At 70.6% G+C, this 12,238-nt stretch carries 14 protein-coding genes and 1 pseudogene; 7 read left to right on the top strand and 8 right to left on the bottom strand.

Features of this window, described 5'->3' with window-relative positions; genetic code table 11:
* Together AB8Z36_RS16645 and AB8Z36_RS16650 are read right to left on the bottom strand one after the other, a co-directional pair.
* On the bottom strand, positions 1 to 825 hold an 825-nt coding region (locus AB8Z36_RS16645; protein WP_369214091.1), incomplete at its 3' end, for an MFS transporter.
* Between the two features lie 147 nt (positions 826 to 972).
* The gene (locus AB8Z36_RS16650) at positions 973 to 2,253 is read right to left on the bottom strand and encodes a galactosyltransferase-related protein (RefSeq protein WP_369214092.1); all 1,281 of its coding nucleotides are present in this window, start codon (positions 2,251 to 2,253) and stop codon (positions 973 to 975) included.
* Positions 2,254 to 2,469: 216 nt separating this feature from the next.
* Between AB8Z36_RS16650 and AB8Z36_RS16655 the strand changes: the two genes are divergently transcribed.
* Positions 2,470 to 2,991 (top strand): DUF1990 family protein, encoded by a 522-nt coding sequence (locus tag AB8Z36_RS16655; RefSeq protein ID WP_369214093.1) that lies wholly within the window; start codon positions 2,470 to 2,472, stop codon positions 2,989 to 2,991.
* Positions 2,992 to 3,109: 118 nt separating this feature from the next.
* On the opposite strand, the gene AB8Z36_RS16660 is transcribed toward AB8Z36_RS16655, so the two are convergent.
* A complete protein-coding gene (locus tag AB8Z36_RS16660) occupies positions 3,110 to 3,691 on the bottom strand; it encodes a snapalysin family zinc-dependent metalloprotease (protein ID WP_440581931.1) in 582 nt (193 codons plus the stop codon).
* Between the two features lie 268 nt (positions 3,692 to 3,959).
* A complete protein-coding gene (locus AB8Z36_RS16665) occupies positions 3,960 to 4,292 on the bottom strand; it encodes a hypothetical protein (RefSeq protein WP_369214094.1) in 333 nt (110 codons plus the stop codon).
* Between the two features lie 343 nt (positions 4,293 to 4,635).
* Between AB8Z36_RS16665 and AB8Z36_RS16670 the strand changes: the two genes are divergently transcribed.
* Positions 4,636 to 5,940, top strand: a complete 1,305-nt coding sequence (locus tag AB8Z36_RS16670) for a M64 family metallopeptidase (RefSeq protein ID WP_369214095.1) — start codon at positions 4,636 to 4,638, stop codon at positions 5,938 to 5,940.
* A gap of 155 nt (positions 5,941 to 6,095) precedes the next feature.
* A complete protein-coding gene (locus AB8Z36_RS16675; protein ID WP_369214096.1) occupies positions 6,096 to 7,001 on the top strand; it encodes an alpha/beta fold hydrolase in 906 nt (301 codons plus the stop codon).
* 44 nt (positions 7,002 to 7,045) lie between these two features.
* Here AB8Z36_RS16675 and AB8Z36_RS16680 read toward each other — a convergent pair whose 3' ends face one another.
* Entirely contained in the window at positions 7,046 to 7,996 is a 951-nt protein-coding gene (locus AB8Z36_RS16680) for an RNA polymerase sigma-70 factor (RefSeq protein WP_369214097.1), read from the bottom strand.
* Between the two features lie 195 nt (positions 7,997 to 8,191).
* On the opposite strand from AB8Z36_RS16680, the pseudogene AB8Z36_RS16685 reads away from it, so the two are divergent.
* Positions 8,192 to 8,461 (top strand): annotated as a pseudogene (locus tag AB8Z36_RS16685) (SDR family oxidoreductase); the annotation flags it as partial.
* Here the strand turns inward: AB8Z36_RS16685 and AB8Z36_RS16690 are convergent.
* Positions 8,375 to 8,785, bottom strand: coding sequence for a hypothetical protein (locus AB8Z36_RS16690; protein WP_369214102.1), 411 nt, complete (start codon positions 8,783 to 8,785; stop codon positions 8,375 to 8,377). The pseudogene AB8Z36_RS16685 and the gene AB8Z36_RS16690 overlap by 87 nt on opposite strands.
* On the opposite strand from AB8Z36_RS16690, the gene AB8Z36_RS16695 reads away from it, so the two are divergent.
* Both AB8Z36_RS16695 and AB8Z36_RS16700 read left to right on the top strand, forming a co-directional pair.
* Positions 8,784 to 8,954 (top strand): hypothetical protein, encoded by a 171-nt coding sequence (locus AB8Z36_RS16695; protein ID WP_369214103.1) that lies wholly within the window; start codon positions 8,784 to 8,786, stop codon positions 8,952 to 8,954. The genes AB8Z36_RS16690 and AB8Z36_RS16695 overlap by 2 nt on opposite strands.
* 161 nt (positions 8,955 to 9,115) lie before the next feature.
* On the top strand, positions 9,116 to 9,517 hold the full coding sequence (locus AB8Z36_RS16700; protein WP_369214104.1) for a hypothetical protein: 402 nt from the start codon (positions 9,116 to 9,118) through the stop codon (positions 9,515 to 9,517).
* A gap of 104 nt (positions 9,518 to 9,621) precedes the next feature.
* Here the strand turns inward: AB8Z36_RS16700 and AB8Z36_RS16705 are convergent, their stop codons facing one another.
* Together AB8Z36_RS16705 and AB8Z36_RS16710 are read right to left on the bottom strand one after the other, a co-directional pair.
* Positions 9,622 to 10,092: a hypothetical protein gene (locus AB8Z36_RS16705; RefSeq protein ID WP_369214098.1), complete on the bottom strand. Its 471-nt coding sequence runs from the start codon at positions 10,090 to 10,092 to the stop codon at positions 9,622 to 9,624.
* Between the two features lie 188 nt (positions 10,093 to 10,280).
* Positions 10,281 to 10,943, bottom strand: coding sequence for a TetR/AcrR family transcriptional regulator (locus tag AB8Z36_RS16710; RefSeq protein ID WP_369214099.1), 663 nt, complete (start codon positions 10,941 to 10,943; stop codon positions 10,281 to 10,283).
* Positions 10,944 to 11,202: 259 nt separating this feature from the next.
* On the opposite strand from AB8Z36_RS16710, the gene AB8Z36_RS16715 reads away from it, so the two are divergent.
* The coding region (locus tag AB8Z36_RS16715; RefSeq protein ID WP_369214100.1) for a medium chain dehydrogenase/reductase family protein at positions 11,203 to 12,238 on the top strand (1,036 nt) is incomplete at its 3' end.

Consider the following 12,238-nt stretch of genomic DNA (forward strand, 5'->3'; position numbering starts at 1 on the left):
GCCCGCGGGAAGCAGATGCCGTATGCAGGCGATGAGCAGCAGCAGGCCCGYACCGGCYSSKMSSRGCCGGTACGGGGCGCCCTTCGCCCCCGCGTACTGGAGCAGCCCCGCCCCGACCGCCACCGCGACGGCGGGCAGGATGCGCAGGTCGGTCCGGTCGCCGGGCGGCGCTTGTTCGGCCGACGGCTTCGCCGGGCCGTCGTCCGACGCCGCCTCCGGTGCGTCGTCAGGGTCCGTCCCCGCGTGGCTCAGCCGGTTGAGCGGCTTGACGAGCAGCAGCGAGACCACGATGCCGAGGAGTCCGATGCCGTAGAACACCCAGTGCCACGACAGCCACTCGGTGACCGCGCCCGCGATCGGCGGGCCCATCATCGAGGGAACGATCCAGCAGGCGGTGACCAGCGAGAACATCCGTGGCCGCAGAGCCGCCGGATAGCCGCGGCCCACGACCACGTACAGCGATACGGTCACGGCGCCGCCGCCGAGCCCCTGGAGGTACCTGCCCAGCAGGAACGGCCACATGGCGGTCGCGGCACCGGAGATCAGCGCGCCGCCCGCGAAGCAGGCGAGCCCGGCGTACAGGGGCGCCGCGGGGCCTCGCCGGTCGGCTGTCCCGCCCGCGAGGACGGTCCCGACGATGCTGGTCGTCAGGAACCCGCCGAAAGCGAAGGCGTAGAGCCCGAGGCCGCCCAGCTCCTGGACCGCGACCGGCATGACCGTGTTGAGGGCCAGCGCGGCGAACGCACTCACCACGAACGCCGCGGCCACCGCGAACGTGCGGGCCCGGTAGGAGGGGCTGAAGATGCCGGGGACCGCGACGTTCATGTCCCCACCGCCGTAGCGCACATGCTGTTCCCCCGTGGACGGTGTGGCATCGTTAGATGGTCTGGACCATCGGGAGGCTGGCACGGGCGGCCCCGACTGTCAATCGGTCGACGGCCACCCGGTGTCCGGCCCCGGGCAGGCCCGCGTTCAGGCCGTGACGGCCGGGGAGAACTTCCGGGGGTCGCCAAAGCCTTGGTCGGACTTCCACGTCATGAGCTCGATATGGCCGTTGAACGGCTGTCCGTCCCCGGTCGTCATCGCCGGTCTGGTGTGGTTCAGGTGCAGCAGCCGGTCCTCGTACCGCCCGAGGGGCGCCGCGGCGGCCAGCCGCGCCACGACGTCGTCGTCCTCGCCGCCCCAGCCCTCGAACCGCTCGTCGAACCCGCCCACGCCGCCGAAGACCTCCGCCGACGTCCACACGCACCCGCCGGGCGGCTCGCGCAGCAGCATGCCGCGCAGGACGGCGTCGGGCACGTCGCCCTCCTCGTGCTCGATGGCGCGCCGGGTGGACGGCTCGTCGAGGTACAGCGGCCAGGTGAAGGGCAGGTGGGTGGCGAAGGGGCCGGACCGCAGCCGTTGGACGCCGCGCGCGGTGAAGTGCCGGTCGACGAGGATGTCGGTGTCCAGGACACAGACGTACGGCAGGTCGCCCTGGCCGCTGACGAACCCGACGTTGACCGCCCACGACTTGTTGAACAGCCCGTCCTTGTGCGCGAAGACATACCGGTCGGCCAGCGGTTCGAGCAGCGCCCTGCCGCGCGGCCGGTCATCCGTCTCCACGATCGTGACCCGGTGCCCCGGGCCGCCCTCCTGCCGGGCGAGGGCGGCGAGGCAGGCGAGCAGATTGCGGGTACGGCTGCCCTGCTCGCGATCGCGGAAGGGGATGACGATGTGAACTTGGGGTGCCTGGGGGAGGCCGGTTACGGGGACGGGTACGGGTGCCGGTTGCGAGCGGTGCTCCGCTTCCTGGGCCGGTCTCGCCGCCGGGCCGGGTATCGCGTCCGGGGCGGGTATTACTTCCGGGGTGTACGCGTCGGTGTACGCGTCCCCGAGGTGGTAGTCGATCATGATGTGCGCATCGGCCTCTGCGACCGCCTCCGCCAAGGGTGCCACCGCGTGCTCCGGCCGCTCCCCGAGAGCGGCCACCAGGGCCGCGTACAAGCGCCGTTGTCCCTCGATGACGGCGGGTCGCGCGGTCAACTCGGCGTAGGCGGCGGAGGCTTGCGGCGAACTGGCGACGAAGGCCGCGAGTGACCGGTCGACGTCGCGGTAGTGCGGTTCGCTCAGCTCGAAGAAGTCGGCCGACGTGGCGGGAACCGCGGGGTCGTGGGCCATGACGGCGTACGCGGTGAGCCTGCGGGCCAGCCGCTCGTTCTCCGTGGTGGGCGCGTTGGTGGGGTCGTTCTCGGTGGTGGGGATTTCGGGCACCTGAGTACTCCTGTCACTGTCAGAAGACGGGCGGCGGCGTGTCGCAGGCTCCATCATCAGTGGCTCGTGGCCGCCACAGGGTGGATTCCGGGATGATGGGACGCCTCCGCCCGCCGGGAACCAACCGGCCACAACCCACCGCGTCGGACGAACACGGCACCGGTGGTGTCCGCGTCGGTGTGCGGGAAGCGGGCAGGGGCGGGGTACGGTGCGCGGATGTCCGATCTCACGTACAGCCCGGTCGGGATGACGGCCGACGGCGGCTCTCCGCCGCCTCCCGGATTCCGTCGGCTACAGGTACGCACCCAGCTGGATCCGGGCAGTCTCGAGGCCGCGGCCAAGGCACTGTTCGGCTGGCGGATGCACCGCGCGGTGCCGTTGGGCGTCTCGGCGACCGCCGAGGAGGCGGCGCCAGGCGTACGGGTGACGTTGCGGGCCGGACCGTTCCGGGCGCCGTGCGAAGTGGTGTGGACGGTGCGCGAGGAGAACAGGATCGGGTTCGGCTACGGCACCCTGCCCGGGCACCCCGAGTGCGGCGAGGAGGCCTTCGTGCTGCGCCGGTACCCGGATGGTTCCGTGGACTTCACCATTGTTGCCGTCAGCCGCCCCGCGGCCTGGTACGTGCGGGCGGCCGGGCCGGTCGGACACCTGCTCCAGTGGGCCGCGGCCCAGCGGTACGGAAGGGCGCTGCGCACGCTGTCCAGGAGGGGAGCTGCGTCGGGCGCGGCCGAACGGTGAGGGTCCGGTCGTCGAGGTGCCCGGAAGGTGCCGGGCAGGTGCCCGGAAGATGCCTTGAAGGTGCCCGGCCGTGGGGCAGTGCGGCCGGGCACCGGTGTGCGGGCGGATGCTGTCGCGGTCAGGGCGCGTCTACCGCCAGGCGGCGGTCGGCGGGAGTGCGCACGGCGGCGCCGCTCGCGTAGTAGGCCTCGACGCGGGCCTGTTCGGCGCTGTTGGGCACCGCGTTCCTGCAACTGGTGCCTGCGGTGGAGCCTGACATCAACTGGGAGCAGGGGCCGGGTTTGGTGTCGGGCAGACCCAGGTTGTGGCCGATCTCGTGCGCGGCGATGCGGGTCTTGTCGTAGCCCTGGGTCACCGCTTGGCTGCCGAGTTCGACGCGACCGCGACCGCCGGGCCGGACCGGGCCGATGGTGGCCTGCGGCCAGCCGCTGGTGGCCACGATCTGGATCTCGGCGCGGGTACCGGGCTGGGCCTTGGCGAGTTTGACGTTGTCCACGTTGGTGTTCCACGAGGCGACTCCGGCCGCGATCGCGGTTTCCCAGCCGCGGGCCTGGCTGTCGTCGTAGCGGAGGGTCACCACGGCGGACGTGCTGGGCGCGGTGGCCGTGTCCGGGGCGGACACGGCGTTCGCGGCCGGTGCCATGGTCAGGGCGGCCGCTGCGGCCGTGAGGGCTATGGTCAGCCGTCTGAGGTGCAGCATTGTTGTCCTTTCGGCTGTGCACGGGCTCAATTCCCGACGGAGCTGTCGCGTGACGGTACATCGTCAAGTGCGGGCGGCGCTGGCCCCAGGACGGACAAGTTTCCACACCGAACTCAGCTCTCTCGTCGGAGCGAGGGGAGGCCGCATCCGCGTATCTCCGCGTGCCTGACTTGCGTCCGCCGATGCCGAGCGCGCCCTCGGCGTGCTGCCGTTCGGCCTGGTGGCAGGGGACCCCGGACTGACCGGATTCCGACGCCGCGAAGGTCCGTCAGAGTTCGGTGGTCGGCTTGAGGGTGTCCAGCCAGACGTCGAAGACGAAACGCGTGTCGTTCGGGCCGCCCGACAGCCACCACGTACTCACAGCGGCGATGCCGTCTTCGATCTCTTCGATCGTGCACTGAGTGCTGGTCGGGCACGGGTAGGTCGAGGCCGGCGACAGCTCTCCGTCGAAGTAGGCGGTCTTGCCCACCAGCTGGTGAGGGCGATCGTAAGCGTCGGCGAACTCCACGAGCACCAGGCCCGGTTGCGGATCGTCGGTGAGCCAGCAGACAGCCGTGGCGGGCAGTTCGCACCCGTCGCCCTTGCTCAGGCTTCTCTCCATCGCGGCATGTTATCGCTCGAATGTCGCACAGGACCACGGGTGCGGGGACATGCGGTGCCGGGGCGCTCGGCGCCTCAACCGGTCCGCGTCATGTCTCACCGCGTCACCGGCGCGTTAGCCGAGCGGCAGCGAAACGTAAGCGCCGCAGTTCAGGGTGGGTCCATCACGTACTCCCGCGTACCCGTACGCACCCACTCGCTCACTCGCGGCCAGTCGGCCGCCGCTGCCAGAAGGTAGGACCCTCATGCGGAGCTCAAGGCCCGGCATATCCCCGCGGACAAGACGTGAGGGGAGCGGAGCGGGCAGAGGCACGCGTCGTCTGCAGATCGCTGTCGCCTCGGGCATGGCGGTCGTCGCGGCAAGCCTCACCGGCGTCGGCGGTGCCACCGCCGCGGACAGCACCCCCGACACCGGACCGGGCACCACGCTCTCCGTCACGCCCTCCCGCTCCGACGGGCCGCGACAGCGCGTCGAGTACTTCAACGGTCCCCACAGCCATCCGCGGCACACCGAGGTCCCCGTCCCGGCGCCCCTGAACGCCAGACAGCGCTCGGCCGTCGCAGGCGACGGCAAAGTCGTGTCGCTCGTCAAGAACGGCCCGGTCGGCTCGAAGGCCGACGTGGTGTTCATCGGCGACGGCTACACCAAGTCCCAGCAGGACGACTTCCTGACCGACGTGCGCAGGAAGTGGAAGGAGGTCTCCGCCGTCGAGCCGTACCACACGTACAAGAAGCAGTTCAACGTCTGGGCCGTCGAGGCCCACTCACCGCAGTCCGGTGTCGGAGGCGATCCGGACTACGGCACGAGCAAGCGGACCGCGCTCGGCTCGTCGTTCTTCTGCGACAACGTCGAGCGTCTGCTGTGCGTCAACCCCGAGAAGGTCGACGCGTACGCGAGCAAGGCGGCCGACGCCGACTTGGTGATCGTCCTTGCGAACTCCACCAAATACGGCGGTGCCGGCTACAACGAAAACATCGTCTCCTCCTCGGGATACGACGGCATCGCCACCGCGTCCTCGGACAACCCCGACTCCTCACAGATCGTCGTGCACGAGACCGGCCACTCCCTGGGCAAGCTGGCCGACGAGTACTGGTACGACGACTACGGCACCTACGGCGGCGCCGAGCCGTGGGAGTCCAACATCAGCAAGCTCAAGGCGGCCCAGCTGACCGCGCAGAAGAAGAAGTGGTACCGCTGGATGGGCCAGACCTCCCCCGACGGCGGCACCGTGGGTGCCTACCGCGGCGGTGGCTACTACCCGCGCGGCATCTACCGGCCCACGGACAACTCGATCATGCGGACCCTGGGCAGCGAGTTCAACCTGCCCGGACGCGAGGCCATGATCGCGGGCTTCCACCGGCACGCGTCGGTGCTCACCGCCACCACCCCCACGAGCACGGCGGTGCGCCGCACCCAGCGCGTCACCGTCGAGGCGGGCAAGAAGATCCAACTGCGCTGGTACGTCGACGGCCACGCGACCGACAAGGGCCGCGACGAGGCCGCCATGACGCCCCGTGACCTGGGCGTACCGGCCGACGGCCGCGCCCACACCGTCTCGGTGCGGGGCACGGACGCCACCAAGGCGGTCCGCGATCCGGCGTTGCGCAAGCTCCTGACCAAGAAGCTCACCTGGCGCGTGGCGCGCTGATACACCCGCCGGAGCCGCGCCCGGGGCGCTGCGGGTCCTTCGAAAGCCGGGGCGCGGCGCCGGAGGGCGTGGTTCTGGCGAGGTCCGTGCAGGGCGGGGCACGCCCACCCGCCGCCCTCCGATGAGTTTTCGGGGCGGGAGCGGTCTTCACGGGTATGGAAACCCACACGCTTGAGACAAGCGGCGCGGACCTCGTCTACGACGTTCGCGGGCCGTTGCCGCCCACGGATGGACGTCCGCCGTTGTTCATGATCGGGCAGCCCATGGACGCCACCGGCTTCGCCGCGCTCGCCGCGCGCTTCCCCCAGCGGACCGTTGTCACCTACGATCCCCGCGGGCTCGGGCGCAGCGCCCGTAAGGACGGTCGGGTGGACCACACGCCGCTGGTCCAGGCCGACGATGTGCACGCCGTCATCGACGCCCTCGGGGCCGGTCCTGTGGAGATGTTCGCCAGCAGCGGCGGAGCGGTGACCGCGCTGGCGGTCGTGGCGGCGTACCCCGCGGATGTGACCACTCTGATCGCGCACGAGCCACCGCTCATCACCCTCACACCGGACGGTCCGGCGGCCGTGCGGGCGCGAGACGGTGTGCGCGCCGCATACGAGGAGCGCGGATGGGGAGCCGGGATGGCCGCGTTCGTAGCCATGACCTCGTGGGAGGGCGAATTCACCGACGCGTACTTCGCACGGCCACCGGCCGATCCCGCCGCGATCGGAATGCCCACGGAAGATGACGGATCGCGCGATGATCCGCTGCTGTCCGACCGGTCATGGGCGGTCAGCGGCTACCGGCCGGACGTCGACGCGATCGCCGCCGCACCGACCCGCGTGGTGATCGCGGTGGGCGAGGAGTCCCTGAACGTGCAGACCGGACGCACCTCCGTCGCGACCGCCGAGCTGCTCGGGCAACGGGTGACCGTGTTCCCGAGCCACCACGGCGGATTCTGCGACGGCGAGTTCGGCTACCCCGGTAAACCGGACGAGTTCGCCCATCGACTGCGCGAGGTACTCGACAGCACCGTGCAGGCCCAGGGGGCGGCGGTTGAGCGGGCAAGCGGCTGACGGCGGTCTGCCGCGTGACGTGAGGCTGACGGCGGTCCGTCACATCATGTGAGGCTGACGGCGGTCCGTCGCGTCACGCGCGACAGTTTCTCGGGATTGCGGACGTGGTAGGCCCCGGTGACCCAGCCGTTCACCACCTGTACGGCCACCACGCCGTCGATCTCTCCGTCGACCCGGACGAGCAGCCCCGGACCGCCGTTGATCTGGACCGGTTCGACCGACCTCTCCGCGTCACGCTGCCACCAGCCGCCTTCCAGCAGGCGGGCCACCTTGTCCACGCCCACGACGGGCCGCAGCAGGGCGTGCCGGACTCCGCCGCCATCGCTGAGGGCGACGACGTCCGGCGCGAGGATGTCGAGCAGGGACTGCAACTCGCCGGTCTCGACGGCTCGCTGAAAGGCGCGGAGCGCGGCTCGCGTCTCGGCGGGGGTGACGGTGCCACGTGGCCGACGTGCGGCGACGTGGCACCGGGCCCGGTAGGCGAGCTGGCGGACCGCGGCGGAACTCCTGCCGACGGCCTCGGCGATCTCGTCGTAGTCGAGTGCGAAGACCTCGCGCAGCACGAAGACCGCCCGTTCGACCGGCGTGAGCGTCTCGAGGACCAGCAGCATCGCCATCGAGACGCTGTCGGCCAGTTCGACGTCATCGGCCACGTCCGGCGCGGTCAGTATCGGTTCGGGCAGCCATGGACCGACGTAGGACTCCTTGCGCCGCCGGAGCGCGCGCATCCGGTCCAGTGCCTGGCGGGTGATGATCCGCACCAGATAGGCGCGTTCCTCCCGGACGGTGTCGCGGTCGACACCCACCCAGCGCAGCCAGGTCTCCTGCAGGACGTCCTCGGCGTCGGCGGCCGAGCCGAGCATCTCGTAGGCGACGGTGAACAGCAGGTTGCGATGGGCGACGAACACCTCGGTGGCGGAGGCCACCGACTCCCCGCGCCCGGCATGGCCGAGTGGCCCGGCCGCGTCCGTGGCTCGTTCGCTGCTCTCACTCATGGCCGACTCCTGCCTGTTGGTTCCCGGCTCCCAGCTCTGCTCCGAGCACTGGACGCCATACCCGGCCGTTCCGTAACACCGTCCCCTCGGTGGCCCATGTCACACGGGCCGGGTCTGTTACGGGGGAGGGCGCGTCGGCGTCTCGTCGTCGTCAGGTCGTATGCGGCCGAAGACCGCGCCAGAAGGGCAGGGAACATGAGTATCCGCAAGTTCGCAGTGGCAGGGGCGACCGGGCGGCTGGGACGCCACGTCGTGGACGTCCTCGCGGAACGGGGGCACGAGGTGACGCCGATGTCCCGCGCCACCGGCGTCGACATCATCACCGGCGAGGGCCTGGCCGAGGCGCTCGCCGGGGCCGACGTCATCATTGACGTCGCGTCATGGAACGCCTCCGACCAGGAAGCCGCCACGGAGTTCTTCCGCACCGCCACCCGCAACCTGCACAGGGCCGGCCGGGACGCGGGAGTCGGCCGGATCGCCGCCGTATCCATCATCGGCGCCGACAAGGCCACCGCCGGTTTCGTCGCGGCCCAGCAGGTGCACGAGGAGGCCCACCTGTCCGGCCCGCTGCCCGCTCTTATCCTGCGGGCCGCGCAGTTCCATGAGTTCGTCGGCCAGCTTCTGGACTGGCAGCAGGGCGGTGTCGCCTACATCCCGGCCCTGCCCACCCAGCTCGTGGCCTGCCGCACCGTGGCCGAAACGCTGGTCGAGCTGGGACCACGACGCGCCCGCCCAGGCGGGTCCCGGCGCACCGGTCCCCGAGATCGCCGGTCCCCGCAGGGAGACCATGGCCGAGGCGGCCAAGCTCCTCGGCGCCCGCCGCGGCATCAAGGTCGTCGAGGCCGACGGTTCCGGCATTCCCGACGCCGAGATCGCGGCGGCCGGCGGATTCCTGCCCGGCCCGCACGCCAAGCTCGCGGGCCCCACCTTCCAGGAGTGGCTCACCACTCAGCCCTGAGTGGGCCGAGCGGTATCACGTACGAGGCGGCGGACGGCGGACAGGCTACAGGGAAGGAAATGGGGACTTCGATGCAAGGCATCTCTCCCGAGGACGCACCTTCCGAGGCCGGATCGGGCACGGCTACGGATACGGCTACGGATACGGCTACGGCGCCGAGTGTGGCGGCCCGAGCGGTGGACGGTCGTGGCGGCACGGTGAAGCTGCTGCGGGTCGTGGCCGTCCTCGCCTGCCTGGAGACGGTGGTACAGGGCCTGCTCGCCGGGATGCACCTGAACGGAGACGTCGATTCGATCGACCCGCACGGCTTCAACGCCTACGTCTTCGAGCTCCTGGTATGCCTCCAAGTCGTGGCCGCCATTCTGTTGTGGCGCCGCAACCGCTGGCTGACGTGGCCGCTGAAGGCCACCATCGCCATCGTGCTGGCCACGTTCACCCAGACCTTCCTGGGCCTGGAGAGCTCACTCGCCGCGCACGCCGCCCTCGGCGTGACGCTGTGCGCGATGGAAACCGCCCTCGTCCTACGGGCCTTCACACTCCACGCGCAGAACTCCGCCCGCTAGCCTGACCCCGGCCCGGCCCAGGCACGGCCGCACGATGGCGGTGCCGATCAGGGGGAGTCGTTCGGGCGGTAGTGGCCGGGCGGGGGTTCTAGGAACGAGCGGGCTCACTCCTCGTTGCGGCGGTGAGCGTGCCAGAGTCGTCTGAGTGCTTCGAGTTCGGCTCGTGGGAAGTGTTCGCCCCACTTGCCTCGGTAGCCGCTCTCGCCATAGGTCTGCGCGACCTCGTCGAAGCAGCGGATCACGGCGCGGGCGAGCTGGTCGATGCCGAGCTGACAGGACCAGATCTCGGTTCCCCTGTTGTCGTGCTCGCTGCTGTCACGCAGTTCCAGCACGCGGGTCCAGGTGTCCGTGCCTTCACGGTAGAAGATCCATCGGTACGCGGTCGGCTCGGCCTCGACCTGGGCACGGGTCTCCGTCTCGCCCGCGACGAGCCGGGCCACGGCTGTCAGGAGATCTTCCGGCGCGCTGGTGATGTAGGACGCGGTGAGCTCGGCCTTCTCCTGGTGACCTTCGAGGGTGCAGTCGGCCCACCCGGAACCCGTCAGTGTCCAAGTGATGCGTATGCCGGATGTCACCGGTGATTGTCTTCCGTGCGGACGGTATGGGCGTCGGTCGCGCCGACGGTTGGAATAGTCATGGGCAGCACGCTAGGTCATTTCCTTCGCCGGACAGCGGTTCAGCGCGTGCGCCGCGAATACGCTGACATCCTGGCCGAGTTGTGCAACATCGACATGCGCGCCCACCTGCCCGACGCCCCCACCGGCTACGCGTCGGTCAGCTTGGCCACCCTGGCGATGATGGCGTCGGCGACGTTCTCCGCGGGCCAGGGGAAGACGCGGATGACGGTGTACTGGTGCGCGAGGCCGTGCATGGAGACCCAGAGGGTGACCGCGTCCAGTTCCGGGTCGGTGACCGTCGACTGACCCGCGGCGACACAGTCGGCGAGGGCGTCGGCCAGGACCCGTATGGCCGACGCGCCGAGGTCGGTGAGCTGCTCCTGCGTCAGGGAAGTGTCGCCCAAGGTCGGCATCCACAGGCCGCCGAACATGGTGCGGTAGCGGCCGGGGTGGTCCTGCGCGTAGCGAAGATAGGCGCGGCCGAGCGCGTACAGCCGGTCCCGCGGATCGTCACCGGCGTTCTGGGCCACGTCGCGCAGGTGGTCGGCGAGCGCGGCGAACTCGCGTTCCACGACGGCCAGCATGATGGCCGGCTGGTCGGGGAAGTGCCGGTAGATCGACGGGGCGGCGATGCCGACCTTGCGGGCGACCGAGCGCAGGGTGATCGCCCGCTCGTCGCCGGTCTCGTCCAGGAGCGCGGAGGCGGCATCGAGGATGTCCTCCCGCAGCCGACCGCCTTCGCCTCGACGATTGCGTACGCGGGTCACTTGCGGGGGTGTGTCCTGACTCGTCACGTCGGTATCGCTCATGTTCGTAATCTTACGCGGACAAGCTTAAGGATGTTAGGCCCTCCCCGGGGTCCCGTCTGCACCGCCTTCCCTCTTATGTGCCTGTGACCTGCGTAGATATGGGTCGGCGTGCGCGGGCTGGACCGCCCCGGTCGGCATCCTTGGACCTCCACGCCATCACCTAACGCCGTAAGTTTACCTCCGTCAGCCCTTGTGGGATTTGAATTAACGCGCATAGCCTTACGCCTGTAAGCGCACAGTCGAAACCTCAGGGGCAGCCATGACCAGCACCACCACCTCCGTCACCGAGATCGTCCTGCCCGGCCAGGTGGAGCCGGACGGCCTGCACCTGCGGACGAACGACCTCCCCGCCCCCGCCGACGGCCAGGTCGTGCTGCGGATGGAGGCGACGGGCGTCTGCTTCGCCGAGCAGCAGATGCGGCGCGGCAAGTACTACGACCAGCCCCCCTTCCCCTTCGTGCCCGGCTACGACCTGGTCGGCACCGTCACCGCCACCGGCCCGCAGGCGGACCCCGCCCTCGTCGGACGCCGCTTCGCCGCCATCACCAAGACCGGCGCCTGGGCCAGCCACCTGCTGCTCGACGCCGCCGATCTGATGCCCGTGCCCGCAGAGGTCGACCCCGCCGCCGCCGAAACCGTCGTCGTCAACGGCGTCACCGCCTGGCAGATGCTGCACCGCGTCGCGGCGGTCCGCAGAGGGCAGACGGTCGTCGTCCTGGGTGCCAACGGCGGCGTCGGCTCCACCCTCGTCCAGCTCGCCCGGCACGCCGGACTCACCGTGATCGGCACCGCCTCGCCCCGCCACCACGACCTCGTCCGCGAACTCGGCGCCACCCCGCTCGACTACCATGACCCCGACCTGTACGCCCGCATCCGCGAACTCGCCCCCGGCGGCGTCGACGCCGTCTTCGACCACGTCGGCGGCGCCGCCATCACGCGGTCCTGGCAACTCCTGCGCCGAGGCGGCACCCTCGTCTCCTACGGCAGCGCCGCCACCAAGGACGAACAGGGCAACTCCCAGCTCCCGGTCCTGAAGCTGTTCGCCCGGCTCTCCACCTGGAACGCCCTGCCCAACGGCAAGGCCGCCCACTTCTACAACCTCTGGGCAGGCAAGCGCCGCAACCAGAAGGTGTGGCAGCAGCGCATGAGCGACGACCTCACCGAGGTCCTGCGCCTGGTCGCCGAGGGCACCCTCGTCCCCCAGATCGCCGCCACCTTCGCCCTCGGCGAGACCGCCGCCGCCCTCGCACTCGCCGAATCCCGCACGGTCGCGGGCAAGGTCGTCATTCTCCCCC

The sequence above is a fragment of the Streptomyces flavofungini genome (assembly GCF_041028215.1).
Taxonomy (GTDB): domain Bacteria; phylum Actinomycetota; class Actinomycetes; order Streptomycetales; family Streptomycetaceae; genus Streptomyces; species Streptomyces flavofungini_B.

Coding starts and splice junctions, on each gene's coding strand:
- AB8Z36_RS16670 (WP_369214095.1), top strand. CDS start 4,636: ATGGCGGTCGTCGCGGCAAGCCTCACCGGCGTCGGCGGTGCCACCGCC.
- AB8Z36_RS16655 (WP_369214093.1), top strand. CDS start 2,470: ATGTCCGATCTCACGTACAGCCCGGTCGGGATGACGGCCGACGGCGGC.
- AB8Z36_RS16680 (WP_369214097.1), bottom strand. CDS start 7,996: ATGAGTGAGAGCAGCGAACGAGCCACGGACGCGGCCGGGCCACTCGGC.
- AB8Z36_RS16690 (WP_369214102.1), bottom strand. CDS start 8,785: ATGGTCTCCCTGCGGGGACCGGCGATCTCGGGGACCGGTGCGCCGGGA.
- AB8Z36_RS16710 (WP_369214099.1), bottom strand. CDS start 10,943: ATGAGCGATACCGACGTGACGAGTCAGGACACACCCCCGCAAGTGACC.
- AB8Z36_RS16665 (WP_369214094.1), bottom strand. CDS start 4,292: ATGGAGAGAAGCCTGAGCAAGGGCGACGGGTGCGAACTGCCCGCCACG.
- AB8Z36_RS16660 (WP_440581931.1), bottom strand. CDS start 3,691: ATGCTGCACCTCAGACGGCTGACCATAGCCCTCACGGCCGCAGCGGCC.
- AB8Z36_RS16675 (WP_369214096.1), top strand. CDS start 6,096: ATGGAAACCCACACGCTTGAGACAAGCGGCGCGGACCTCGTCTACGAC.
- AB8Z36_RS16695 (WP_369214103.1), top strand. CDS start 8,784: ATGGCCGAGGCGGCCAAGCTCCTCGGCGCCCGCCGCGGCATCAAGGTC.